Source organism: uncultured Algoriphagus sp. (assembly GCF_963974365.1).
In the GTDB taxonomy this organism is placed as follows: domain Bacteria; phylum Bacteroidota; class Bacteroidia; order Cytophagales; family Cyclobacteriaceae; genus Algoriphagus.
The window spans coordinates 33674-58422 of sequence record NZ_CAXBBX010000012.1; the positions used below are offsets into that span (position 1 = coordinate 33674).

The 24749-nt window shown below is 38.4% G+C and carries 24 protein-coding genes; 13 read left to right on the plus strand and 11 right to left on the minus strand.

The features are described from left to right. Positions 1-47: 47 nt before the first annotated feature. From queA to AACZ87_RS16465, 5 genes are all read left to right on the plus strand, one after another. Positions 48-1097 (plus strand): tRNA preQ1(34) S-adenosylmethionine ribosyltransferase-isomerase QueA, encoded by a 1050-nt coding sequence (gene queA / locus AACZ87_RS16445; RefSeq protein ID WP_339868798.1) that lies wholly within the window; start codon positions 48-50, stop codon positions 1095-1097. A 100-nt stretch (positions 1098-1197) separates the two neighbouring features. Continuing rightward, positions 1198-1887 (plus strand): 2-C-methyl-D-erythritol 4-phosphate cytidylyltransferase, encoded by a 690-nt coding sequence (locus AACZ87_RS16450; RefSeq protein WP_339868800.1) that lies wholly within the window; start codon positions 1198-1200, stop codon positions 1885-1887. 126 nt (positions 1888-2013) lie between these two features. Beyond that, the gene (locus AACZ87_RS16455) at positions 2014-2853 is read left to right on the plus strand and encodes a DUF5668 domain-containing protein (RefSeq protein WP_339868802.1); all 840 of its coding nucleotides are present in this window, start codon (positions 2014-2016) and stop codon (positions 2851-2853) included. Between the two features lie 30 nt (positions 2854-2883). Beyond that, positions 2884-3924 (plus strand): histidine kinase, encoded by a 1041-nt coding sequence (locus AACZ87_RS16460; protein ID WP_339868804.1) that lies wholly within the window; start codon positions 2884-2886, stop codon positions 3922-3924. Further along, a complete protein-coding gene (locus AACZ87_RS16465; RefSeq protein WP_339868805.1) occupies positions 3921-4646 on the plus strand; it encodes a LytTR family transcriptional regulator DNA-binding domain-containing protein in 726 nt (241 codons plus the stop codon). Before AACZ87_RS16460 ends, AACZ87_RS16465 begins: the two co-directional genes overlap by 4 nt. Before the next feature lie 215 nt (positions 4647-4861). On the opposite strand, the gene AACZ87_RS16470 is transcribed toward AACZ87_RS16465, so the two are convergent. Both AACZ87_RS16470 and AACZ87_RS16475 read right to left on the minus strand, forming a co-directional pair. Next, positions 4862-5083, minus strand: coding sequence for a DUF2795 domain-containing protein (locus AACZ87_RS16470; protein ID WP_024284896.1), 222 nt, complete (start codon positions 5081-5083; stop codon positions 4862-4864). A gap of 78 nt (positions 5084-5161) precedes the next feature. Next, positions 5162-6409 (minus strand): DUF349 domain-containing protein, encoded by a 1248-nt coding sequence (locus tag AACZ87_RS16475; protein ID WP_339868807.1) that lies wholly within the window; start codon positions 6407-6409, stop codon positions 5162-5164. Between the two features lie 132 nt (positions 6410-6541). On the opposite strand from AACZ87_RS16475, the gene ettA reads away from it, so the two are divergent. Continuing rightward, entirely contained in the window at positions 6542-8221 is a 1680-nt protein-coding gene (ettA, locus tag AACZ87_RS16480; RefSeq protein WP_339868808.1) for an energy-dependent translational throttle protein EttA, read from the plus strand. Between the two features lie 205 nt (positions 8222-8426). On the opposite strand, the gene AACZ87_RS16485 is transcribed toward ettA, so the two are convergent. Then, positions 8427-8729, minus strand: a complete 303-nt coding sequence (locus AACZ87_RS16485; RefSeq protein ID WP_339868811.1) for a type II toxin-antitoxin system RelE/ParE family toxin — start codon at positions 8727-8729, stop codon at positions 8427-8429. Then, positions 8717-8899 carry a hypothetical protein gene (locus AACZ87_RS16490; RefSeq protein ID WP_339868812.1) on the minus strand — a complete coding sequence of 61 codons (183 nt, stop codon included), beginning with the start codon at positions 8897-8899 and terminating at the stop codon, positions 8717-8719. The genes AACZ87_RS16485 and AACZ87_RS16490 overlap by 13 nt, the downstream gene beginning before the upstream one ends. Before the next feature lie 204 nt (positions 8900-9103). Between AACZ87_RS16490 and AACZ87_RS16495 the strand changes: the two genes are divergently transcribed. After that, positions 9104-10270 (plus strand): hypothetical protein, encoded by a 1167-nt coding sequence (locus tag AACZ87_RS16495; RefSeq protein WP_339868813.1) that lies wholly within the window; start codon positions 9104-9106, stop codon positions 10268-10270. Positions 10271-10922: 652 nt separating this feature from the next. Further along, the gene (locus AACZ87_RS16500; protein WP_339868815.1) at positions 10923-11369 is read left to right on the plus strand and encodes a hypothetical protein; all 447 of its coding nucleotides are present in this window, start codon (positions 10923-10925) and stop codon (positions 11367-11369) included. 151 nt (positions 11370-11520) lie between these two features. On the opposite strand, the gene AACZ87_RS16505 is transcribed toward AACZ87_RS16500, so the two are convergent. Continuing rightward, a complete protein-coding gene (locus AACZ87_RS16505; protein WP_339868817.1) occupies positions 11521-12165 on the minus strand; it encodes a DUF6266 family protein in 645 nt (214 codons plus the stop codon). Positions 12166-12434: 269 nt separating this feature from the next. After that, positions 12435-12692, minus strand: a complete 258-nt coding sequence (locus AACZ87_RS16510) for a hypothetical protein (protein ID WP_339868818.1) — start codon at positions 12690-12692, stop codon at positions 12435-12437. Positions 12693-13227: 535 nt separating this feature from the next. On the opposite strand from AACZ87_RS16510, the gene AACZ87_RS16515 reads away from it, so the two are divergent. Next, the gene (locus AACZ87_RS16515; RefSeq protein ID WP_339868819.1) at positions 13228-13641 is read left to right on the plus strand and encodes an XRE family transcriptional regulator; all 414 of its coding nucleotides are present in this window, start codon (positions 13228-13230) and stop codon (positions 13639-13641) included. A gap of 282 nt (positions 13642-13923) precedes the next feature. Here the strand turns inward: AACZ87_RS16515 and AACZ87_RS16520 are convergent, their stop codons facing one another. From AACZ87_RS16520 to AACZ87_RS16530, 3 genes are all read right to left on the minus strand, one after another. Continuing rightward, on the minus strand, positions 13924-15741 hold the full coding sequence (locus tag AACZ87_RS16520) for an AAA family ATPase (RefSeq protein ID WP_339868820.1): 1818 nt from the start codon (positions 15739-15741) through the stop codon (positions 13924-13926). A gap of 140 nt (positions 15742-15881) precedes the next feature. Further along, complete coding sequence (locus AACZ87_RS16525; protein WP_339868821.1) at positions 15882-17666, minus strand: AIPR family protein; 1785 nt, start codon at positions 17664-17666, stop codon at positions 15882-15884. 603 nt (positions 17667-18269) lie between these two features. Next, positions 18270-19484 (minus strand): metallophosphoesterase, encoded by a 1215-nt coding sequence (locus AACZ87_RS16530; RefSeq protein ID WP_339868822.1) that lies wholly within the window; start codon positions 19482-19484, stop codon positions 18270-18272. A 371-nt stretch (positions 19485-19855) separates the two neighbouring features. Between AACZ87_RS16530 and AACZ87_RS16535 the strand changes: the two genes are divergently transcribed. Continuing rightward, positions 19856-21172, plus strand: a complete 1317-nt coding sequence (locus AACZ87_RS16535) for a pyridoxal phosphate-dependent aminotransferase (RefSeq protein WP_339868824.1) — start codon at positions 19856-19858, stop codon at positions 21170-21172. A 133-nt stretch (positions 21173-21305) separates the two neighbouring features. Here AACZ87_RS16535 and AACZ87_RS16540 read toward each other — a convergent pair whose 3' ends face one another. Beyond that, complete coding sequence (locus tag AACZ87_RS16540; RefSeq protein ID WP_339868826.1) at positions 21306-21677, minus strand: four helix bundle protein; 372 nt, start codon at positions 21675-21677, stop codon at positions 21306-21308. Positions 21678-21787: 110 nt separating this feature from the next. After that, a complete protein-coding gene (locus AACZ87_RS16545) occupies positions 21788-22729 on the minus strand; it encodes a zinc dependent phospholipase C family protein (RefSeq protein WP_339868828.1) in 942 nt (313 codons plus the stop codon). A gap of 212 nt (positions 22730-22941) precedes the next feature. Here AACZ87_RS16545 and rpsT point away from each other — a divergent pair, with 212 nt between their 5' ends. From rpsT to AACZ87_RS16560, 3 genes are all read left to right on the plus strand, one after another. Beyond that, positions 22942-23196: a 30S ribosomal protein S20 gene (gene rpsT, locus AACZ87_RS16550; protein WP_057937416.1), complete on the plus strand. Its 255-nt coding sequence runs from the start codon at positions 22942-22944 to the stop codon at positions 23194-23196. A 96-nt stretch (positions 23197-23292) separates the two neighbouring features. After that, positions 23293-23988, plus strand: a complete 696-nt coding sequence (gene radC / locus AACZ87_RS16555) for a DNA repair protein RadC (RefSeq protein WP_339868832.1) — start codon at positions 23293-23295, stop codon at positions 23986-23988. Positions 23989-24094: 106 nt separating this feature from the next. Then, on the plus strand, positions 24095-24712 hold the full coding sequence (locus AACZ87_RS16560) for a DUF1684 domain-containing protein (protein WP_339868833.1): 618 nt from the start codon (positions 24095-24097) through the stop codon (positions 24710-24712). Positions 24713-24749 lie beyond the last annotated feature (37 nt).

Genomic DNA, 24749 nt, shown 5'->3' on the forward strand with positions numbered 1-24749 from the left:
AGCCATGTGAGATTCCATATGGCCTTTAAAAGACAAATAATAAACATATGAAATTATCGGATTTCAAATTTGACGTTCCAAAGAAACTAGTAGCTCATTATCCTGCAGAAAATCGGGACGAATCCAGATTGATGGTACTCCATCGAGATACGGGTAAAATTGAACACAGAGTTTTTAAAGATATTACGGAATACTTCGGTGAGGGTGATGTCTTTGTCACTAATGACACTAAAGTATTTCCAGCTAGATTATACGGCAACAAAGAGAAAACTGGAGCAGAAATCGAAGTCTTTTTACTTAGGGAATTGAACGCTGAGTTGAAGCTTTGGGATGTGTTGGTCGATCCAGCTCGTAAAATCAGAGTTGGAAACAAACTTTATTTCGGAGATTCTGATCTTGTCGCAGAGGTAATAGACAATACTACTTCTCGAGGTCGTACCATTCGTTTCTTATTTGACGGGACTGAAGAAGAATTCCATAAAACGATTGATACACTTGGTGAGACGCCACTTTTGAAGGAATTCATCGAAAGAAAGGTAGAAGCGGAAGATAAGGAAAGGTACCAGACTGTGTTTGCTAAAAATGTAGGCGCTGTTGCAGCACCGACAGCAGGTTTGCACTTTACTCCACATTTGCTGAAAAGACTAGAACTTCAAGGTGTAGATGTAGCTCCAATTACACTACATGTTGGCTTGGGGACTTTCCGTCAGGTAGATGTGGAAGATCTGACTAAGCATAAGATGGATTCCGAGAACTATGAGATTCCTGCTGGAACGGTAGATTTGGTGAATAGATCATTGGATGCTAAAAAGAGAGTTGTTGCTGTTGGGACAACTTCATTGAAAACGATTGAGTCATCTGTGACTGCAAACGGTCGTTTGAAAGCGAGTGCTGGATGGACAGATAAGTTTATCATTCCTCCTTACGAATTCAAAATTGCAAATTCATTGATTACTAACTTCCACCTTCCAGAATCAACTTTGCTTATGACAGCAGCTGCATTCGGAGGATACGATTTGGTGATGAAAGCATATAAAGAAGCCATCAAGGAAAAATATCGATTCTTCTCCTACGGAGACGCGATGTTGATACTTTAATACTGAAAGCTCCGAAAGGAGCTTTTTTTATGTTCACACAGATATAACTTTGCAGTAAAACCTGAAGGGATTTGAATCCTTACTTTTGCGGAAAATTACTATGACTAACAAAGCTGCAATCCTGGTAGCAGGAGGAAGAGGTACAAGAATGGGAGGGCCAGTAGCCAAGCAATACTTGCCAGTGGCCGGAGAACCAGTACTGATGCGTACCCTATCTGTTTTTTATCAGGTAGATCCCTCCATTGATTTGATTTTGGTTTTACCTGAGAACGATTTTTCTTATTGGAAGCACTTATGTGACGAATATAAATTCAGCATTCCTCATCGCTTGGTTGCTGGTGGTAATTCCAGATTTCAATCGGTTAGAAACGGTTTGAGTTCTCTTAATTCCGAGACCACACTTGTAGCTATCCATGATGGAGTAAGGCCATTTGTGAAGCACGAAGTTGTTGTGGAAAGCTTTGAAGTAGCTGAGCGCGCTGGGAGTGCTATTGCGGTTGTTTCCTTGAAAGATTCAATCCGGAAGTTGAGAGATGATGGAAAATCATTTTATGAAGAGCGTCAGTATTTCCGTTTGGTACAGACTCCCCAGACTTTTCAGGTTGAGAAAATCAAGAAAGCATTCTCTGTCACCGAACTTCAGCAGTTTACTGATGATGCCACGGTCTATGAAAACCAGGGTTGGCAAGTGACGCTGATCTCAGGCAATCCAGAAAACATCAAGATAACGACACCTGAAGACATGGATTATGCGGAATACATTGCCGTTAAACAATTGTCCAATCGGTAAGAACGCAGTGTGAGTTTTCACCGACTTTTTTGTTGTCTTCACCGACTTTTAGGTTGAATTGACCTTATCTTCATTTCAGGAGGTTATGCCGTATCGTACTTTCGATCATCAATAAATTAAAAAAAGATGAAACGAAATCGCATAAACAACAATAATGACGGAGGGATGATCTTCGGATTCATTATCCTCGCTGTCGGTGTCCTTATTTTACTTAGGAAACTGGATATTTTCTACCCTGACTGGTTGCTTTCCTGGCCAATGATACTTATTGCCATTGGGGTTATTACCTTGGTAAAGCATGAGTTCAAAAGCTTTTTTGGGGTAATGATGCTGGGCTTAGGAATGTTCTTTTTGCTGGAGCGGGAATTTAATTTCAGTTTCGGATTGCAGCGATTTATTTTTCCCATCGCACTGATAATGGTTGGTATTTACCTGATCACCAAAAAGCGCAAGGAGCAACAGGTATTAGAAGATATTCAGGAAAAGATCAGGGCTAAATCCAAGATTTCGTCAGCACCAAGTGAGGAGTATAAAATAGGGGAGGAATATAATAAAGGAGAAAAGTCAACTTACTCTACAGGAGCGAAATCCTATTCAGGGATGTCCGGGGTTTCGGGTACAAGTTATTCGGATAGCGTTTCTATCGATTCTATCTTCAGCGGAATTAATAAAAGAATGCTCACCAAGAATTTCCAAGGAGGTAAACTGACTGCTGCTTTTGGAGGTATAGACCTGGATCTAACCCAATCAGACTTCTCCGGAATGGTAACTCTTCAGGTTGATGTGATCTTTGGAGCAATCAAACTGGTAGTGCCTCCTCACTGGGATGTGCGGGTGGAAGTGACTAATATAGCCGCGGGAGTGGAAGATAAGCGCGCCTATCGACAGTCTGAAGTAGATTCAGATAAAGTATTGGTGATTCGAGGAACGGTCTTCTTCGGAGGTTTGGAAATCAAATCATATTAACGAAATTCCCTACCTTAACTCATCCCTCTTTTGTTTTCCAGAGCATTTTCAAATCCTTCTAAAAGTAAATGGATCGTTCAGGGAGCCGGAGTAATCTGGTTCCTTGCGACGTTTGGTTTGCTACAGCTTTATGGGATTGAGCAAGCAATAGCAATTGTAGATGCATTGGTTTTCGCCTTAGTTTTTGTTTTTGGGGTGAATATCATAGATACCACATTTAACTTCTATGTTCCTACTGGGCGGAACAATAGCATGCTTTTAATATTTCCATTGCTTTATTGTTTTGTTGCAGTTTATTTCCATTACCAGCTCCTAAAGTGGATCTTTGATGCTGACCAGTTGTATTTGGTTTTTCTTCGTGAAAATTTTATCCTGCGCTGGGCTATATTGGGAATAGCTGAAATTTTTGTGGCAGTTCTAGCTTTGGCAGTATCCAAACTTGAAGAGCAAAAAGAAATCAAGAACAGAGAATCAATGATGAATGAACTCTCTAAAGAAGCTGAGTTGTCACAGCTACGGCAGCAACTTCAGCCACATTTTTTGTTTAATAGCTTGAATTCTATAAGTGCACTGACCGTTTCTCAACCTCAGAAAGCCAGGGAAATGGTGTTACAGCTTTCTGATTTTCTGCGGGGTACCATTCGAAAGGACCATCAGCAGTGGGTGAGTCTGGAGGAAGAGTTGAGCTACCTGAAAATGTATCTTGACATTGAGCGTGTTCGTTTTGGACATCGACTGGAGGTGGTTTTTGAATTGAAAGATGAGGTCAAACAAATGCGGGTTCCTCAATTGTTGATTCAGCCATTGCTTGAAAATGCAATCAAACATGGCTTATATGGAATCACCGAGGACGTTAAAATAGTTGTTCAAGCAGCTAAGGAACACAATTATTTATTGCTGCAAATAGAGAATCCATTTGATCCCGAAGTAGCTGCGCCAAAAGGAACTGGTTTTGGACTGAGCTCTGTAGACCGTCGCTTGTTTTTGCTTTTTGGAAGAAAGGATTTGCTGGAATCAAATTCAGTAGGTTCTCAGTTTACAGTAACTTTAAAAATCCCACAACTCAAATGATCAAGACATTAATCATAGATGATGAGCCTTTAGCAGCGAGTATAGTTCAGGAGTTTTTAGCTGGGTTTCCGCAGTTTGAGCTTGTGGGGATTTGTCAGAATGGATTTCAGGGACTCAAAGCCATCCAAGAGCATGAGCCTGATCTGATTTTTTTGGATGTGCAGATGCCCAAAATCTCAGGTTTTGAGATGCTGGAGTTGCTAGATGAACCGCCTGCAGTGATTTTTACTACGGCTTTTGATCAGTATGCTTTGCAAGCTTTTGATGCTATGGCGATTGATTACTTGCTGAAGCCCTTTTCGCAGGAGCGGTTTAATCAGGCAATAGATAAGTTTCTTGCACAGCAATCAGGGGCTGAAGAAAGCACTCGAAAACTGAATGAGTTGGCTGAAAAAAGAAATCGGCTGGTGGTAAGAGTTAAGAATGAGATCAAAATCATTCCAACTCATGAGGTTAGCTTTTTTGAAGCAGAGGACGATTACATCGCCATACACACGGCAACTGGCAAATACCTGAAGAAGATGACCATGAAATCCCTTGAGGAAGCGCTTGATGCTGCCAAGTTTGTCCGGGTACATAGATCCTACTTGATCAACTTGAATGAAATCACCAAAATAGAGCCATATGAGCGCGATAATTACCTGGTGCTACTAAGAGGTGGTGCGAAAGTACCAGTGAGTAAGACGGGGTATTCTAGGCTGAGACAGGTTTTGGGCTTATAGTTTTCAGTGAACAGTTGCGGTTTTTAGTTGTCAGGGATCAGTCGCAGTTTTCAGTTGCGAGTTGTTCAAGCCTGAATACTTTTACTAATTGAGTCTTCAGACTGCAAGGTCATGCGGACTACTTAGTGACTCTGCGAAATCTCTGCGTCCTCTGTGGTTAAAATAGTCTAGGTTACAAAAAAGAAAAAGCCCCGATCACTCAGGGCTTTTTTCATTTAATATTCGTCTTCGTTGAAAAAGAAGTCGTCTTTGGTCGGATAATCAGGCCAAATTTCTTCGATGGTCTCATAAGGTTCGCCATCATCTTCTAATTCTTGTAGATTTTCAACTACTTCCATTGGTGCGCCGGATCGGATGGCATAATCAATTAATTCATCCTTGGTGGCTGGCCAGGGTGCGTCCTCTAAATAGGATGCTAATTCGAGTGTCCAGTACATAGTGTTTATTTTAAAGGAGTTCCGGAGTTTAAGGGTTGCAAAATTATTCTTTTTTTGAAATAATCAGCGGTGTAAATACTATTTAAAAGAAAGTTGTTTTAAAATATAATTTTTCACGTCAACTTTCCTCTTCACCGCAAATAATTTTTTCTTCATCATGATATCAAAATCAGCTGACTGTACGCGGAAATTCTCCGTATTGTTTTGTGCCGCCTCCAGCTCAGTTTGATCTCTTTTCAATAAATCTTTTAGTAAAGCCGTTTTTATCTGGATTTGTTCCGCTTCGGGCTTTTCATCAAAATCCTCATATTTACCATGAACTAGTTTTTCTAAGAAAGCTTTCTCAAATACGATGTCGGAGAAGAATTGGAATGATCTAACGATCAAATTCGCTTCTCGTGGTTTGCGTGGAGGTAATTTTCTCCATTCTTCCTGAATCGCTTTGGCTCTCCCAATGAGTTCGTATGACGTTGGTTTACCAGATAATGCCTTGATTTCTTCGGTTAAAGTCTCCACTTTCCGCATTAGTTCCCGTGGATTCATCTGCGGGCCAGTTTGGAGCGTTCTTTTGTATCTGGAGAAAATACGGTTGTTCAATCTGGAGAATTCATCCCATAGCGGTTGTCTCTTCTCAGCTGGTACTTTACCGGCTTCTTTCCATTGACGTTGGATTTTCTTAGAGATGTCAAAGGCTGTCTTAGCATCAGGAAAGTCATGTGCTTCTCGAGCTTGCACGACCAGTGCCTCATACACTTTGATGTTTTCCTCCGCCTGCAGTGCAAGGCCTTCGAAGAAATGTCTTCTGTTTTCGAAGAAATGCTGAACGATGTCATTGAAAGTACCTTCGATTTCTTCTTGATTTTCTTTATCTACAGGCCCAGTCTTAATCCAGCGCAGTTTTAGTTCCTTGTAAAACTCGGTGGTTTCTTTCCAGTCAGTATCGTCTTTTTTCTCTTCAGCTTCTAGAATTAACCCTTTTTTTACTTCAAGGTTTTTGGTACGGTTTACCTGTATGATTTCATTCAGGTACTCCTCTTGTTGGCTTAGGTCGTTGATTAATGGTTCAAAATCCCCCAATGCATCAGATTGCATAAGCGATTCTCTAAGGTGAATGAGTTTCATCAGGAAAGACCCTTTGTTCTGGTTCTCCTGAATGTCATTTTTGAGCTTTTCTACTTTTTCCTTGAGTTGTTCGAATCGATCCTCAAAATATTTAAGTGTAGAAGCCTCATCTTCTTTTACTTCACCAATTATTCTATCGTCCTGCCCCAAAAATCCCCTCAAATAAACTTTGTCGTTTTTGATATATCCATACGGATGCTCCATTGTTCTACAGTAGGTTAGGTGGCGGTTTTCGAATTTCCGCAAATTAATTAATTCAAAAGCACTTATCCTAAGAAAGCGGTTTTTTTGCCATCTTTGATTCTTAAGTGCAATTTCTAAGTAAAAATATAACGCATGAGTTCAGAAAAAATCATCTTTTCCATGGCAGGAGTTTCAAAAATTTATCCGCCACAGAAAAAAGTCCTCAAAGATATCTATCTCTCATTTTTTTATGGAGCCAAAATCGGTGTTCTCGGTTTGAACGGTTCGGGTAAATCTTCTCTCTTAAAAATCATCGCTGGAATGGATAAGGAATTCCAAGGAGAGGTAGTTTGGTCGCCTGGTTATACGGTTGGGATGCTTGAGCAGGAGCCAAAGCTTGATCCTACCAAAACTGTGAAAGAAGTAGTGGAAGAAGCGGTTTCTGAGACTGTCGCTTTGCTAAAAGAGTTTGAAGAAATCAATGAGAAGTTCATGGATCCAGCCTTGATGGAAGATCCAGACGCGATGAATGACTTGATCGAAAAGCAAGGTGAAGTTCAGACCAAGTTAGACGCTGCCAACGCTTGGGAATTGGACACGATGTTGGAGAAAGCCATGGACGCGCTTCGACTTCCTCCGAGTGATGCTAACGTAGCTAATCTTTCTGGTGGTGAAAAGAGACGGGTGGCACTTTGCCGATTGCTTTTACAGGAGCCGGACGTTCTTTTACTCGATGAACCTACCAACCACTTGGATGCTGAGTCCGTGCATTGGCTGGAGCAACATTTACAGAATTATAAAGGAACCGTGATTGCGGTAACTCACGATAGATACTTCCTGGACAACGTAGCAGGTTGGATTCTTGAGCTGGATCGTGGCGAGGGTATTCCATGGAAAGGAAACTATTCTTCTTGGCTGGATCAAAAGCAAAACCGATTGAAGCAGGAGGAGAAAACTGAATCCAAGCGTCAGAAGACATTGGAGCGCGAGCTGGAGTGGATTAGAATGTCACCAAAAGCACGTCAGGCAAAAGGTAAAGCTCGTCTAAATTCTTATGATAAGTTAGTCGGAGAGGAGTCCAAAGAGAAAGAAGCGAAGCTTGAATTGTTTATTCCTCCAGGACCTCGTCTTGGAGCCAAAGTTATTGAGGTGAATGGCGTTTCTAAAGCTTATGGAGACAAGCTGTTGTTCGAAAACTTGACTTTTGCTTTGCCACAAGGTGGCATAGTTGGAGTAATCGGGCCAAATGGTGCGGGTAAATCCACGCTTTTCAAATTAATCACTGGACAGGAAAAACCTGATGCTGGTAATTTCGAAGTAGGTGAAACAGTTCAGCTGGCCTATGTCGATCAGGGACATGATATTCTGGATCCAAATAAGACAGTATACCAGACGATTTCCGAAGGGAATGAACTGATGAAGCTCGGAAATAAGGAAGTGAATGCAAGAGCCTATGTTTCCAAGTTCAACTTCGGTGGTGGAGATCAGGAGAAAAAAGTGGGAGTGCTTTCCGGTGGTGAGCGTAACCGAGTTCACTTGGCGTTGACGCTGAAGGAAGGTGGAAACTTATTGCTTCTCGATGAGCCTACCAACGACTTGGATGTGAACACACTTCGCGCACTGGAAGAAGCCTTGGAGAACTTTGGTGGTTGCGCAGTAGTAATTTCCCACGACAGATGGTTCCTGGATAGAATCTGTACACATATTTTGGCATTTGAAGGAGATTCTCAAGTGGTATGGTTTGAAGGAAACTTCTCCGACTACGAAGAGAATAAGAAGAAAAGACTGGGTGATGTGGAGCCGAAGAGAATTCGGTATAAGAATTTGAAGTAAGTAGGCAGTGGCAGTGATCAGTATTCAGGTAGTCTGAATAAAAGCCGAATGCTAAAATCTTAAAAATGTTTCGTCACTACGAGGTACGAAGCAGTCTAAAAGTAAACCTCCGGAGTAGAGAATACTTCGGAGGTTTATTTTCTGCGAAAATTTATTAGTTAACCCCTCAGAATCAATAAGGTTTTGAGGGTTTTTTAGTTCAATTTCAGAAAAGTAAAGTTCTTCGATTTAAATCCCTAGCTGAATGGTGATCGGTCAAAATATCTACCTGAGTATCTCCTCTTGTACGATATAGGATTATATAACTCCCCTCAACTAGTTGTCGGATATTTAACTCACCGAAAATTTCTAGCTTTTGGCCAGCTAGTTGATATTGTTTCAGAATATGGGTTCTCTGCCTTATTCTTTGGATTTGAATTTTAGCATAGCGTTTGGAGTCCTTGCTGATGTATTCAGCAATTTCTTTCAGATCGTTTACTGCTTGGTTCGTCCAATTTACTCGAACCATTTGTTGACTTCTTGATCCAGTTCTTCTTCTGAAATCACTTTACCTTCCTCGGAATCTTTGAGCCCAGTTTCTAATTTTTGGACTAGAATTAAATGCTCTACCAAGTCGTCTAAAGAAAACTCCTCAGGAAGTTTTTCCAATTGCCTTTTTACCAATGTTTTAGTTAACATATTGAAAGAGTTTAATCAAATATAATGATTTTAGGATTGGGGATGCTTTTTCTAACCAAGTCTAAATGCCTGTCTTTTTCGTTTTGTTAAAAAATGTAACGTTTCCTTTAAACCCTCTGATCACACTTGAACGAGATTTATCAGGACGAAAGAATAAGTTGTATTATTACGAAATTTTAATAGATTAGCTAAAAATACAATTAAATGAAGCTCCAATTCTCTTTAATAGGTCTTTTATTCTTGATTTTTTCATGCGGAGAAAAGACGGTGAAACCCAATGAAAACATGGAATTCGAATTCGTGAAAGTTGATTCCCTTGTCACGGATATTCTGGAGACAGTTCGGATTCTTGACTACCACGATGAAAAAGAATTGTACTTGACCGTGAAGCAGATGAGTATGGAAGGACATTACATGCTACTAGATAAAAATGGAGAAATAGTAGCAGAAAATAAACTGTCCGAAGGGCCAGACGCATTTGGGATGGTTCTACTCAGGGCCGGCTTTGTTGGGGATGAGATTATTTTTGTCTCAGATGGAGAGGCTTTTGTCTATGATCTTGACTTTAAGCAACTTCGGAAGTTTCCCTTTGAGCAAAACCCAAGAGTCAAGTTAGTTCATTTCACCTTGGACAATCTCAGCACTTTTAAATCTTCAAAGGGTGAGTTAAGTGCTATCGCAAATCTAAATGATGGCTATTTGCAGCCGTACCCTTTGGATTATTATGATACTCTAAACATGGTTCATCTGCTGGATGTTCGTACTGGATCTGTTTTAAAAGGAGGGAAATTGAATGAAAATGGGAAATTTCGTTCGGGAAGGTTTTATCCGTTTATGGACAAGCCCGTCTATTTTTCTGACCTTCAATCGAAGTATATTTCCACTATTTTACGCGGTGATACCACTCTGTACCAACTAGACCCAAATCAAAATTTCAACGTTGTAAATCAAATCAAGTTGAATAGAATACAGCCTGATATTGTCAAGGATATTCCAATGGAAGATGCTTCATTTACTAGCGTTAAAGAGTATAGGTCTGAAAATGTCAGGCTGGGTGGAGCCTTTGATCAAATGATGGGAAATGGGGATGAGGTCTTAGTAGGTTACCAGACGGGGGACGATTTGGATTTGGCAGCTTTAAATGCTGGTAAACAGGATGGCGAGGAATTAATTCAAACCAAAAAGAGATTTTACTTTTTAATTAGGGATGGAAAATTACTTGGGAAGGAGGTCGAGTGGACATTGCCAGGAAGTCTCCAATTAAATGTGGGACCAAATAGGTATTTACAGTACGGAGATCAAGCCGAACTCCATGAGTTTGAGAAGGATTATCAGTGCTACTATATCTATGAGTTAAGAGAAAAGGAATAGCCAAATCAATCCCTGCTCCCGAGCCCTTCGAATTCCTATGAATAGGCAACGTTATCTCGAATACTGATCTATAGATTATTAATCTGCTAGTTTTTAAAAACTTCAAATACAAGGAGGTCTCAATCCTCAACAATGGGCTAATTTTTGGTGTTTTATCCGCTTTTGTGGGATTTTAATTTATACGATCTTGATTAAAGATTAAACTTTCTATAGTTGAGCAGCAGGAGTAAAAACTATTACTTGTTGTTTATTGGAAGGATATCACATATCTTAACTAAGAATTATATAGTATGAAGACTTTGAAGATAGTATCAAAAATTGTGGGAGTACTTTGGATGGTGTTTTTCGGGATTTCCGCCCTATTCACTCTTAAAAGTCAAGCATTCGATTTTTCAAGCTTTTATGGTATAGGCTATTTCGTTGGAATGCTCTTAGCATTGCTAATCATAGTATCAATTGGTTTCTTTTTATTCAGATGGGGGGCCAAAAAGCCAGCTCTCTAAAAATCTGGATTTGTAAGAAAAATTTTGTGTTTAAAAATTTGAAACCTCAATCGGCTTTTAATGAAGAAATCTGACAATTTGGATTTTGATATTATTGGAGCAAATTGACCGTCTCCCTTAAGTCAAGGACTTTTGGGCAGCTTGGAGAAATGTTAGCCATCTCACAGCTCCTTCTTAAGGAATCAAAAATAGGTGTTCTGGGAATGTCCATGGGGACAACTATCATATCTCGTGCATATCCTGACATAAAAAGTAAAATAGATTTTATCATTGGAGAGGGGTACGTAACCAATACCTCAACTGTAGCAGAAAGACTGAAGGAATTAGGCAAACATGTCCTCCTTCCTGAGAAGTCAACCGATTACCAAAAATCGGTCAATTCTATTCAGGTTCCACTTTTGATCTTAACTGCATCTGAAGATACAATTACTACTTATGGTGATGCATTAGCTCTTGGTAATACATTAGGGGAAAATTGTACCGTTGTCCAATTCGAAGGAGAGCATCTCGCTGGTTTTCAGGTGGACTATGATAATAAAGGCTTTGGGGTTTGGTATTTGGAGCAGGTTGATCAATTTGTCAAGAGCCTCGAATAAAGCATTTTTAAGTCCATACTGAGACTGCTTACTGCGACTGGAAACTGAATTTTTGGTCTCTGCGATCAACTCAGCGTCCTCAGCGGTTAAAGTAAATAAACCTTCGAGGTTTTAAAAACCTCAAAGGTTATCAGATTATCAGATCCAACTCCTATACCCTTCCCAAATAAATAGAATCAGAGATTACTAGTTTTTTATTATTCAGAGGTCTGTAAAAAGCTAGGTAGACTTCCCATTCCTTTTCCGAATTTTCGCCCTCAAGTGCAGCCAGTGCTTGCAAGTTTCTTCTTCTCCCAGCCTCCTTTATCCAGATATGCTTTTGTAATTCCGGCTGGTTCAATAGAATCATCACACTGTCTCCTTCACTGGCATTTCCTTCCACTGAGTTGTCTTTCCAAGAGACAGTAATTCCGTCTGCTGTCCGAATTGCCAAAGGGGCTTCAGCTCCCAAAAGACTTCCCCTGCTGATTTGTAAGAAGGCAGGATTTATTCGTGGATTAGCTTTATGATTATACCCCTTGGTGGATACATTGGTATGCGCCCAATTTACCCCGGTTTTTTGGTCTAAAAAATTCTGATATCCAAAATCCAATACCCGGGAAAGAGGTCTGAGATAATCATTTACTTCTGCCAGTCTATTTTGATATACTTTTTGAAGAGGGGTGGGGTTGGTTCCGTTCTTATGAGGAGCACGGGGCAAACTTCTCATAATGATTTTGCCATTGAGCTTGTAAAAAGTAAAACCTCCCACTTTTCCTTGAGGCTGAATTACACTGGACTCTGAAATAGTAGCCATAGTTGTTCGAGTTTAAAAGTTTAACTACAAACAAAGTAAAAATAAATCTCTAAAGTTCAAATGGTTAAGCAATTATTAGTCGTTTTTTCAACTGTATTTTTACAGGTTAAAAGCAAGGTATGATTATATAAAACCTGTCTAATCCCTGTATAAACCTTGGATAAACCCTAAAGATCAAAAGCATTTTATCAATTTTCTCTCAGGGAAAAGTTTGGGATAGAGGTTGATATTGGCAGAGGTAAATAGAAAATGCCATATCCTGGATTCTTTTATGAAGTCTCTTTAATAGTGCTTTGGGCTATTTGGCTTGATGAGGTATTAGCTTGATCGAGTAATTGTTGTTTGGATATATGAGCCGCTAGGAGTTCAAAGAAGTATTGCCTATTGCTTACATCTAGGTGCGTTTTATCTAATTGTGAAAGTTCAAGCATCCAGCATTGGTACATTTCCCAGAGATACATACTGATATCTTGATCTGAGTAGTATTCGAATAGCGCATTTTCGGAATGGTCAAATGAAAGTGTCATCTTGAATAGGCTTTGATGTACCTCAAGGTCTTTGGTTTTATTAGGCTAAAGTATTCTTATGAAGGATGTTTTAGAGGGTGAACTAGGATAAAATATTCCGGTGGGTGGCACCATTTGTTTAATGAGGATTGAAACTGAATTGAAATCGTCCGTCCCTACAGGACTTGGCTAGATACTTTTGTCATTCATAATTCCAGAGGTTAAAACCTCTGGCTAGGAGATGGGCCGTCCCTCTGGGACTGATAAGGGATAGGCAGCTTTTAAAGTGTATAGCGAGCAGCCAGCCTGTAGGGTCGGATTTTTATTGCCTTAATGCCGTAGGCATGATCAATTACATAGGAATATGGATTTTGATAGGTTCCCAAAAATGCCATAGGCATGACCGATATCATTTAGAATTGGTATCCATATGACATATTCTGTCAAGATTTTTTAATCAATACGGCGATATCCTTGCTCCATTCCCAGAAATGGAATAATTTAGTTCAAGGACTTAGCAGAGAATTTCCTACTTTCCCATAACACTTAGCAGACTATGAACGAGAAGATCCACCACGGCAGAAATATCAAGCGCTTCAGGGAAATGATGGGCATCAAACAGGAGGCCTTGGCTTTTGAGCTAGGAGAGGACTGGTCCCAGAAGAAAATAAGCCTACTCGAGCAAAAGGAAGAAGTGGAGGAGGAGCTATTGCGTCAGGTGGCTGAGATTCTAAAAGTACCTGCTGAGGCGATTAAGAGTTTTTCGGAAGAAACCGCGATAAACATTATTTCGAATACATTCCATGATTTTAAGGATAACGCAACTGCTTCTGCCTTAAATTATAAATGTTCATTTAATCCAATAGATAAATTAATTGAAGCTTTAGAAGAGAATAAAAAGCTCTATGAGCGGCTGTTGGAATCGGAGCGGGAGAAAGTGGAGATTATGAAGAGGATGTTGGAGAAATAGGAGAATTTTTTTTTACCTCTATTTTTTGAATATTATATAATTACAAATTATAAAGGATAGTAAAGTGTAGTTACTGCCAACTACTTTAAGAGGCAAAGCTTAGATAATTGATCTGACGGTGCTAAAGCGGGGGGGGGAGAAAATTATTTGTAATTATCAATTTTAAAATCAGTTGTGGATTGCAAGTCGATTAAAATCCCTCACCACAAAAATTTTTAAATTGCACAATCTATGATTTAACCTATTCACCCGCTATTGGTCTTTTCCAATGTTGTGCTCTAGTTATTTCATTTCATTAAATATTGCAAGTAGGTCATCTAGAACTTCTGGTTTGTGTTGAAGTGCGATGTCAACATAAGCCTGCTTTATTCTCAAAGCATCTCCTTTAAGTATATCCGAACATAGTTTTGAGAATATTATTTTACCTTGAAATTTTGAAATCCATTCATTTGATTCCAATATTTGGTTTAGTTCATTTTCTTGATTGTTTAGCCAATCCCTAAGCTTTTCCATTTTTAGTCCTTCTGTTAAATCAGAAAGGTTTTTTTGAACACCTTCTATTAATTCATTTTTTATTTCTTCAGTTGACTTTGTGTCAACACTTTTTACTTTAGGATGTTTCAAATGATAATTTAAACTCAAATAATCTTTAGCATTTTTGAAAAGATTGAAATTCAAGGTTTCAAATGCGATTCTCTTTGTCTCTTGAGCTATAAAAGAAGGATCCAATGAGGGGTTAGTTCGAGTTAAATACAATTGTTCCGAAACTTTATATAAAATCTCTGAATCAAGAAGGTAATTTTCTATGTGTCGTCTTTTTAAACATTTTACCCTACCACTTTTCTCAATATCCAATATTTGAGAATCCGTCAATCCATCTCTGTCTCTTATCATATAAATGTCAATACCGAAAATGGAATTTCTAATTTGCTCCTCAATTTTATTTAATGTCATTAAGTTTAAAACAGAGCCAATAGGAGTGATTTTTAATTCTTTATCAATGCTTTGTGCAATAGTGTGATAGGTCAATCTATCCGTACTTGAATTTTCACCCTCAACAAACACTAATTTTTTCCCAACTGCAAAAAGTCCAAGATTTTGACCAATTAAATTCACAACTTCACTATGACTATGATTTAAATCGCTAAGTCTATGAGCTTGATTTGTACCTGTTTGTACAGTATCTATAAAGTAAACATTTCCAGTCGAATAATAGGTTGATATTAAATCAGCAGAATGAGTTAAAAATATAAATTGATTTGTATGCTCTCCAATAGATTTTAAAGCCTCAATTAATTTAAATGTTAATGTTGGATGCAAGTGAAGCTCAGGTTCATCAACTATTATTACGGAATGTTTAATTTCTTTTCGGGCTACATCAAATAAGACTTTGATAACCTCTTGTTCACCTGAACTTAGGGAACTAAAATTTAGTGCTTGACCGTGTTCATCCTTATATCGGAATTCACGTGGTCTAGCTGGGTCAATATCCAATAATTCCTTTCCCGGTAATAAGTCTGAAAAAATCTTTTTGTATTTTTCTAGTGGGTCTGGATTTTGGTTTATTATCTGCTCTCCAGTTTTAGGGTCTTTTTTTAGTTCATCAGCAAGTTTCTTATCCCTTGAAGCTGATTTTTGGTGGATGTAATTCACAAAATCCTGCCACCTATTCGAAAAAGGGTTGAAGTAAAAATTACTTGGTGATTCGGCATCATCAGGGTCACCACCCAGCCAGTTTACTGCATTATACTTAAGTGTCTGAATACTTCTGTTAGAATCAATCTGGACCAAGGAACCAACATAACGTCCTGAACCATACTTTCTACTATTAATGTAGTCGTTTAGCTTTTGATTAACTTGACCTTTTTTAACTTCTAATTCCAATTGACCAAAATACTTTGCGTCTTCTTCTTCTTTTCTGGATGCTTGAATTGTTAAGTCCATAATAGGACTTCCTTGAATGGTCTGAACTATAGCTTGTTTTAATCTGGTTTTACCAGCCCCGTTAGCACCTGCAATAATAACAACTTCCCCTAAATCATTGATTTCAATATTTTTAATGGGTTTATAATCAACTATTCTGAGAGATTTAATTTTCATTTTTCATGTTTTTATAATAATGTACTAAGGTAAGGAAATGGCTATTAGGCGATTGCTGGCTACAAACCTATCAAACCGAGATGGTGATGGTGGGGTAAAAACCATGGGATTCTACTGCCACGACTATTTGTTATAAAATGTTACCTACCATTATTCTTTAATTGATCGAAAACTTCGTCTTTAAATGATGTGGTTCTGATAACTCTTTGAACTGCAACATTGCTTGGGTGTTTTCTCTTTTCTGCTGCAATAGCTAGTTTTAATAATTCTATACTTTTCCCAAAATATTCTTTTCTTTTTGTATCATCATTTATTATGTTGACTATATCTTTACAATAAGAAATCATTTCTTTCGAGTTAAAATAAGGATGCTTTAGCTTATTTGTAGAAAGAACTTTGAAGATAAGACCAATGTAATATCTAAATAAGCCATAAGAACCTGGTATATTTCCTGATTTAATTTCTTTTAAAAATCCATGTAATATATAACTTGAAACAAAATAAGGCTCATAATGATGACTTTCTTGAAATATATCTTTTGACTTTTGTCTCAATATTTCAGTTGGATTATTATTATATACTAATTGAGGGCTAGACAAGAAAATTGCAGTAAATGCTCTAATTTGACCATGCAAATTGACAATCCTATTTTTGTCTATTCTACTGTCAAAATTTTGATATTCTTTTGAACGACGTTCATAAAATAATTGCTCAGGTTGTTGCTGAGACATTACAGTATAAAATTCTTGCAATCTTTTATGAAATTTTTCAAGTGTAATAAAAGCTTCATCAGGAACTGGAGTTTGAAAATTATTAGCTTTGATAATTCTTGTTATGGTATTATTGTCCAATGAATGAATAATTCTGATTGGAACCCAAAAATTACTTTCATTAAGCAATTTATCTCTATTTAAATATAAAATATTGCTCGTTTGACATCCATTGACAATTTGAAAGTCTCTTATCTCAAAATCATTTGAACCGAGAGATTTTAAATATTTAGCAACCACAGTAACTCCATTATTCAATAGAATAAACTTATCTCTTAAATCGTCTGTATTAACGGTTTCAGTTATATCTATATTGACTTTGTTTGCTTCTCCTTGAAAATCTCTTACGTTTTCATAAAATATGTTTCGTCGTAAATCCCCAACATTGTCAGTGACGAGTTTTAGAAATTCATTAAAAGATAAATAGCCAATATATGATTGCTCAATATCTGTAATTTTATCTAAGGCAAGGTTATTTTTAAAATTGATAATAGTATCATATCTATTTTCAATATCATTATATGTATCAATTACATAATCTGCACCTGTTAAATGAATTTTACAACTTTTTAATTCCTGAACTGCATTAAGTATAGTTATCTCCCCTTGATTTGCAACAGCCCTAGGTAAATCAGTTTCTGTTGTTTTAGATGTGGTAGAGTAATACATTATGCACTCAGGACTGAATTTATCAAATAACCTGGCGTTTTCATGCTTCATAAGCTCATTATAAAGCTCTTTATAATATATTACTTCATCTGTCAATTCAATTCCTGGTGAATTGGAAAAGAAATTTTGAACAGCCCCCATAAATTTATACAAATCACCAGTATCTATATTTGACGATGTCTTTGATTGAGTAAAGATTATTTTAACATTCAAAGTCCTAGATTTCTTATAAACTTCAATGTCGTTCTTGTTAGTCAACAGATTATTATTTACTAAAATTGCAATTCCGTCAATTCCAAAATTGCTTCCTGCGTCCACATTTATATCTTGTAAATCTGTGATTGATGAGAATGCATCAGGAATTAATTTTGTTACTACTAGATAATTAATTAAGTTTTCAAATGATTTTGATTCATCTTCTTGTTGTAGACTAAAATCATTTTTAAATTCAGTCAGTATGCCTTGTAAAAACTTGTTCTCAATCATATTATTTCTGGTTTTTAATTGTTAATCAATAACGCTAGCTCTGTTTTCCAAATGGAAGGTAACACTTGAATAAACGCAATGGTGTTTAAATTATTTAAAGATTTTAATTCTATTTTGACTTTAAATATTTGGTTATCAGTGTTTTGATGTTAAGTCTCGACAACAAATGATAATAAGCGTATGTTGTCGGATGAATAGAATTTATTGAAAATTAAAGTCTTTCATTTCTGATAACTAAACAAAACCTTAAGAACGTAATCAAAATCTATAGTTCCTATACCCAGTACAGGGTATTTTCTGTCTTCCTTATCTTTTTCTATGGGGTTTCTAACCTTAAAAATCCATTTCCAGCAATTGTAGTCTTGGGATATCATGTATAAGATACCGAAACTTGATCGAAACATTAGAAATCTTAAAAACTTTGTCCTTTCCAAAATATCTTGGATTAAAAATCCTACGGTCACGGTTCAGGATTGCATCCACGATAATAATCGGGACCTGAACAGCGCAGGTTTTAGACTTCTGACCTACCTCCGGTAGGCAGGCTTTAGCCTTCTGACTTTCAATATTAGACTTCTAACATCAGCTTTCTGAATTTCCCAATTACTTCTTTTTCAACGTCAGAACCGTGATCTCCGGCCAGATCCCCACCCTCCCCGGAAAGGCCAAGAATCCAAATCCACGATTGACATGGAGGTAGCGACCCAGTTCCTCGTACAGTCCAGCCCATTTCGGGTAGCGAAGAGAAGCCGGACTCCATTTGATGAAGCCGGGGATCTCGATTCCAAATTGCATTCCGTGGGTGTGTCCACTCAAGGTGAGGTGGATAAATTGGGAGAAATTTTTCACCTGCTCATCAAAATGGGAGGGGTCGTGGCTCATCAGAATTTTAAAGCTTTGATCACTGAGATTTGATGTAGCTTTCCTTAGATCTCCATATTGCCCAAATCCCTTTCCCCAATTCTCTACCCCAATCAGGTCTATGCTTGCGCTTCCTCGTTCAAGCTTGACATTTTCATTTCTCAAGAGGGTAAACCCCAATTCTTTTTGGATTTCATACAGACGCAGCATATTTGCTTCTTTGGCCTCCTTGCTTGGCCAGGAAACGTAATCTCCATAGTCATGATTGCCCAAAATAGAATAAATCCCCATAGGAGCCCTCAGCTTTTTGAAAGTCTCAATCCAAGGTTCCATTTCTATTGCTTGGTTGTTCACCAGATCTCCAGTAAATAGGATGACATCTGACCCTTGCTCATTTATTAGCTCAACGCCATATTCCAGCTTCTTTTTATTGTCAAAACTTCCGGAGTGTATATCTGAGATCTGCGTAATCGTAAAGCCATCAAACTCCTCAGGTAGGTCGTCAAATTCCAGGGTATGGTTTACTACACGGTATCTGTATTTGCCTATTAATACGCCATGCAATATTCCTAAAAAAGGAATTGCAGAAAGAACCAATGCAGTTTGACTGATGAATTTTCTGCGATCAGCTAGAAAATCACCTTCACGGTTTCCGGTAAGGGATTGATAGGTTCCACTTAAAAACCGAACGATATCCTCTCCAAATAGAAATGCCAGAATGATCAACTTTGGAATCAACGACAGCACAAGTAAGGAAATAAGCCTGCCAAAGTTGGGAGTAGGTCTACTACGACTGAAGGTCAGAAAACCGTAGGCGGCAAAAACGTAAACTGAAATAGAGAAGATCCAAAAGCTGATCTTAATCCAGTTTTGCTCAGGGAATAATGTCGAGAATGCTTGATAGGAATACCAGTCGATGAGGAATACAAAGACTAGGAGGATTATAATGCGAAGCAATAGTGGGATATTTTCTTGAACGAGGAATTAAAAGGTGATTTACCAGAGACTATGAAGCAAGGGCAGAATAGATTAACCTTCTACGTAGTATATGCCTATTTGGGTAAACAGAATTAAGAATTTTACTTAAAATTTTTCATTGAACTAAAGAAAAGGGTATTCTTAAGTCTGATTACTTAAAATAACTGAGTTTATCAATAAGACCCAACTTCGTTATTTGACTTATTAACCCAAGATTCCTTGAAAAGGAAATGAAGCTTGACTTAAGATGTCATCCAAATTCTATTTCTTTTTTTATCAGGTAAATCCACTTTCCTTTCACTTTTTTGTTTCTTTGCACCCGAAATAGTTGGAATTCAGCCTAAAAACCTATGAGACAGCAACTCCTAAGATCCGGAGCGGAAGAATTGACCTATGAGATTCGTGGTATAGTAAAGAAAGCGCGTCAGGTCGAGGCCTTGGGCTATTCTATGACTTGGGAAAACATCGGCGATCCTATCCAAAAGAGCAATCATGTGCCTGATTGGATGAAAGAGATTATCGCTGATTTATTGAAAGAGGATAAAACTTACGGCTACGCGGACTCCAAAGGAGTATTAGAAACCCGGAGATTTCTTGCTAATCTGAATAATGAAAGAGGCGGCAGCCAAATCACAGCAGAGGATATTTTATTCTTCAATGGTTTGGGCGACGCTATTGCAAAGTTGTATCAATTTTTGATCCCTACGGCAAGAATTATCGGTCCATCTCCAGCATATAGTACCCATAGTTCTGCTGAAGCTGCTCATGCCAATGCTGCACCTATTACCTATAAACTTGATCCCGATAATCAATGGCTTCCGGATATGGAGGATTTGTATTTGAAGGTTAGATATAATCCTTCGATAGTAGGAATCTTGATTATCAATCCTGATAATCCAACAGGGATGGTGTATCCAAGGGAGGTTTTGGAGGCTTTTGTGAAAATAGCTGAGGAGTTTAATCTCCTGCTCATCACCGATGAGATCTACCAAAATATCACATACAATGGAATTACAGCTGTTCCATTGGCTGAAGTAATCGGAGACAGACCTGCAATTTCATTGAAAGGAATCTCCAAGGAATTCCCTTGGCCAGGTTCACGATGTGGTTGGATGGAATTTTATAACCGGGAATCTTCTAAGGAATTCTCCAAGCTTTGCCAGACACTGGAAAACGCCAAAATGATAGAGGTTTGCTCTACTATTTTACCGCAACTAGCTATCCCGAAAATCATGAAGCATCCAGCTTACTTCAAGTACAGGGAAGAAGCAAATGCTCAAATCGGCAAGCGAAGCGAGTGGATGAGTGAAATCTTGGGGGATATTCCTGGAATCAAATTTAATCCTACTCAAGGAGCGTTTTATAACACCATCGTATTTGAGGAGGGCGTATTGAAAGAAGATCAGTTTCTACCGATTGAAGATCCGAAATTAAAAAGTTTGCTGGATTCCTGGCTGGAAGAGAAAAACATGCCTTTGGATAAGCGCTTTGTTTATAATTTATTGGCAGCCGAGCAGATTTGTGTGGTTCCTATTTCTTCTTTTTGCTCAGATTTGAGAGGTTTCCGAGTGACGCTTTTGGAGGAGAACGAGGAAGTGTTTAAGAATACGTTTAGGAGACTTGGGACAGCGATTAGGAGGTATTTGAAGTCGGAAGTGGAAGTTTAGTAAGGCAGTCTCAGCAGGCAGTTGCAGTGATCAGTCTCACTTTGCAGTTACAGTGATCAGTCTCAGTTTTCAGTCATAGAGATCAACCTTAGATGGCAATCTTAGGTTTCAGTTGTAGTGGCAGACTGAGGGATTATTTCGAGGAGACACCGAATTTAGAAGGATTCAACATCATATAGTTTATCAGTTTCCCGACTTCTGTTGCTTTTTGGGTGAGTTCTAAATGAGTTTCATCGCTTATATATTCGCATGCATGAGAGAAGTCTAACCAAACATTGGTCTCGCTATTTTCCATGTCAGCATCGCTGAGCTTAGATTTAAAATGAGCAGGGTATTGCCGTTTTCTATATGATTCAGCTATACATGCACACACAGATCTACTTGATCTTCTAATTTGATCCGTTAGAGAATATCTTTCTTCCTTTGGGAAATTTTTTGAAATCTGGAAAATGCACATTGCCAATTCAAATCCTTTTTTGAATGCCAAAAGTTCTTTGTAGTCCATGAGGTTTGATATTTAAGAATAAAAATTTTGTTTTTTTAACCACTTCGTTATTTAAAAACTCTCGAAATATCTGTGCACTGATCCCTGCGACTGTAAACTGCGACTGAACACTAATTATCATGTTCTCTTGTCTTGATTTTAGCGTCCTTCACAATATCTTCTTCTTCGAGAGCTTCCTTTGAAAAAGTAGATAAATCAGGTTGCCCGGCATTTACCCAGGCAGTAAACCAAAAGTCGGCGATCATCTTGATGGATTTTTTCATTTGTCGCTCGATCTGGCTGTCCAATGCAAGTGAGTAGGCTTCCGTGAATTCTCTGGAGTAAACACGGACGGTTAAGTTGTTCCGCTCTTCGTAGCTGTATTTTTGGTCTGGAGAGAAGCTTTTCGTTAGTTCTCTTTCTATTGTCAACACGCTATCTACCTGTGCATGTGCAGTGGCGACAGCATCCCAAAGTGCCAATTGCGGTTTTTCTACATACTCAGCCTGCCCAACCCAAAGCGGATAGTCTTTTGCCTGAAGCTCAGGAATTCGACTTTCCCAGAATCCATGGATACCAACTTGATCCGTAAGCTGTCCATTATAGTTCACTGTGGTATGGAGCGGCACATTCAGATCGCCTATGTAATGCCCCAAGTCAGCAGAAAGACGAAGAATAGCAGCCGAGTTCTTGGTTTCGAACGCTTTGGTAAGGTTTAGAAAAGTGAAATAGGCAGACCAAGGACCGATTCCATTCAGTCTCAAGCTGTCTTCAGTAAATTTTTCTACCGCTTCGTTCCAGTATTTTGGTAGAATTTGCAAAGCAGAATCTCCATAATAATCCAAATCTATGTAGTGTTTTTCCGCTTCTCCTTCCACTGCATATCGTCTGCGGTCTGGGTTCACGGCGTTCTCGGTAATGTATTGTATATGAGATTTGTATAAGCCGATCATTTCCTCAGGAAGAGAAAAGACAGCAAGTCTATTTATTAAAGAATGCGCATAAAATCCCCAAGTGGCGAAGGTAGCTGAGATCAAAGTCACAGAAAAAATGAGAGCTTGAAAAAATTTCATACCTAAAAATAATCAAAATCTTTGGCAGATAAATGAATGTATAATCGGTATATTTGCCCCGTAAACGATGGTTTTGCCAAATTATTGGATTTGAAAAGGACTGCTTTGATAGGGAATGTTTAAAATTCCTTTGGCAGATTTAATAAATTACAATAACTTTGCACTCCGATTCGGAATAGGGACACGTAAAGAAATTCAATTATAATTAAGATATGGCAAATCACAAATCAGCTCTGAAGAGAATTCGTGCTAACGAAGCTAAGCGTTTGAGAAACAGATATCAGGCTAAAACAACTAGGACTTTCATCAAAAGATTGAAAGCAACTACCGATAAAGTAGAAGCTTCTGAACTTTACAAGAAAGTATCTTCTATGTTGGACAAGTTGGCTAAGAAGAATGTGATTCACAAGAACAACGCAAGTAACAAAAAATCAAGATTGGCCAAGTTCGTTTCTGCTCTAGGTTAATTCTACAAGATTTTATTTCTCTAAAACCCTGCTTGTCAGGGTTTTTTTTGTGCCCTGAAGTAATTAAATTCATAGCTCACTTTTTAATGGATTGCTATGGATTCTTACTCCTCTATCAAAATCTCCCAGCTTGCAGAAGAAGATCGTCCAAGAGAGAAGCTGCTTCTCAAGGGTAGGTCTGCGCTTACCGATGCCGAACTTATTGCAATCTTGATTGGATCAGGTACTCCTTCTGTGAGTGCAGTGGATCTTTCTAAGCACATTCTTGGCAATGTCAATTATGATCTACGTGCTTTGGCAAAACTCTCAATTCAGGATCTAAAGAAATTCAAGGGAATAGGGGAGGCAAAAGCCATCTCAATCATTGCTGCTATGGAATTGGCTCGTAGGAGGAAGGATTCAGAACCTGTGGTGAAGCCTAAGATTAGCAGTTCGCAGGATATTTATGATCTGATGCGCCCAGAGTTACTCGATGAGCAGGTTGAGTATTTTTATTTGATATTATTGAATAGAGGCAATCAGGTGACGAAGAAGTACCTAGTGTCCCAAGGTGGTACTGCAGGAACAGTAGTTGATCCTAAAATCGTTTTTAAGATAGCTTTGGAGCACTTGGCGCAGTCAATAATATTAGTTCATAATCATCCTAGTGGTAATTTAAGTCCCTCTGAACAAGACAAGCGGCTGACTCAGCGTTTGGTCAAAGTAGGCAGAGAATTAGATTTGCCTGTACTTGACCATGTGATTTTTACAGATAGTGGCTACTTTAGCTTCGCCGATGATGGCATTCTCTAATTCCTTTGGAAATAGCCTGCTTCAATCAGATTGTTCTGAAAAGCTTAGCTCGCTATTATTTGGAAATTATTATTGCATATGGCTTTAAAAAGTCAATTATAAACAGATGAAAAACAATACAATTATACTTCTGATTATCTCAGTGGTGGTTTTTGCTGCTGTTGTTTACACTTTGACGAGTGCTGAATCTCCTGAAGATTACATTGAAAAGATAGAGGCTGAGCGGGAAAGACAATTCAAGTTTATCCGTTTCAACTTCGAATCACCTCTTACAGATGAGCAGAAGGCTTCTTTTACCAAATTGAATTTTTATCCAATCGACCCAAACTACAAGGTGAAGGCACGGATGGTGGACATAGAAGACAGGAAGGTAAGAGAGGTCCCGCTTACGGATGGGACCAAGGAGAAATACATAGAGCACTCTTGGGCTGAATTTGAAATCAATGGCAAGGCTGAGAAGCTCTTGCTGCTCCAAGCGATTAATGAACCGGATAAGCGAAATTTCTTTTTGGCATTTGCAGATGAAACCAGTGCAGTGGATACCTATGGAGGGGGACGTTATATCAACGCCCGTCAGGATGGGAAGAATAGCGTCACCATAGATTTCAATCTGGCATACAATCCATATTGTGCCTATAATCCCGATTATGCTTGCCCGCTGCCACCTAAAGAAAATTTACTGGACATCCCAATTCCAGTTGGGGAGAAAAATTACGAGAAATAGCCTTTCTGACTAGCTCAAATCTCTTAAATTTGTACGC

Bases quoted from the DNA above. Each gene is read 5' to 3' on its own strand.
- queA (WP_339868798.1), top strand. From the start codon at position 48: ATGAAATTATCGGATTTCAAATTTGACGTTCCAAAGAAACTAGTAGCT.
- AACZ87_RS16450 (WP_339868800.1), top strand. From the start codon at position 1,198: ATGACTAACAAAGCTGCAATCCTGGTAGCAGGAGGAAGAGGTACAAGA.
- AACZ87_RS16455 (WP_339868802.1), top strand. From the start codon at position 2,014: ATGAAACGAAATCGCATAAACAACAATAATGACGGAGGGATGATCTTC.
- AACZ87_RS16465 (WP_339868805.1), top strand. From the start codon at position 3,921: ATGATCAAGACATTAATCATAGATGATGAGCCTTTAGCAGCGAGTATA.
- AACZ87_RS16470 (WP_024284896.1), bottom strand. From the start codon at position 5,083: ATGTACTGGACACTCGAATTAGCATCCTATTTAGAGGACGCACCCTGG.
- AACZ87_RS16475 (WP_339868807.1), bottom strand. From the start codon at position 6,409: ATGGAGCATCCGTATGGATATATCAAAAACGACAAAGTTTATTTGAGG.
- ettA (WP_339868808.1), top strand. From the start codon at position 6,542: ATGAGTTCAGAAAAAATCATCTTTTCCATGGCAGGAGTTTCAAAAATT.
- AACZ87_RS16485 (WP_339868811.1), bottom strand. From the start codon at position 8,729: ATGGTTCGAGTAAATTGGACGAACCAAGCAGTAAACGATCTGAAAGAA.
- AACZ87_RS16490 (WP_339868812.1), bottom strand. From the start codon at position 8,899: ATGTTAACTAAAACATTGGTAAAAAGGCAATTGGAAAAACTTCCTGAG.
- AACZ87_RS16495 (WP_339868813.1), top strand. From the start codon at position 9,104: ATGAAGCTCCAATTCTCTTTAATAGGTCTTTTATTCTTGATTTTTTCA.
- AACZ87_RS16500 (WP_339868815.1), top strand. From the start codon at position 10,923: ATGTTAGCCATCTCACAGCTCCTTCTTAAGGAATCAAAAATAGGTGTT.
- AACZ87_RS16505 (WP_339868817.1), bottom strand. From the start codon at position 12,165: ATGGCTACTATTTCAGAGTCCAGTGTAATTCAGCCTCAAGGAAAAGTG.
- AACZ87_RS16510 (WP_339868818.1), bottom strand. From the start codon at position 12,692: ATGACACTTTCATTTGACCATTCCGAAAATGCGCTATTCGAATACTAC.
- AACZ87_RS16515 (WP_339868819.1), top strand. From the start codon at position 13,228: ATGAACGAGAAGATCCACCACGGCAGAAATATCAAGCGCTTCAGGGAA.
- AACZ87_RS16520 (WP_339868820.1), bottom strand. From the start codon at position 15,741: ATGAAAATTAAATCTCTCAGAATAGTTGATTATAAACCCATTAAAAAT.
- AACZ87_RS16525 (WP_339868821.1), bottom strand. From the start codon at position 17,666: ATGATTGAGAACAAGTTTTTACAAGGCATACTGACTGAATTTAAAAAT.
- AACZ87_RS16535 (WP_339868824.1), top strand. From the start codon at position 19,856: ATGAGACAGCAACTCCTAAGATCCGGAGCGGAAGAATTGACCTATGAG.
- AACZ87_RS16540 (WP_339868826.1), bottom strand. From the start codon at position 21,677: ATGGACTACAAAGAACTTTTGGCATTCAAAAAAGGATTTGAATTGGCA.
- AACZ87_RS16545 (WP_339868828.1), bottom strand. From the start codon at position 22,729: ATGAAATTTTTTCAAGCTCTCATTTTTTCTGTGACTTTGATCTCAGCT.
- rpsT (WP_057937416.1), top strand. From the start codon at position 22,942: ATGGCAAATCACAAATCAGCTCTGAAGAGAATTCGTGCTAACGAAGCT.
- radC (WP_339868832.1), top strand. From the start codon at position 23,293: ATGGATTCTTACTCCTCTATCAAAATCTCCCAGCTTGCAGAAGAAGAT.
- AACZ87_RS16560 (WP_339868833.1), top strand. From the start codon at position 24,095: ATGAAAAACAATACAATTATACTTCTGATTATCTCAGTGGTGGTTTTT.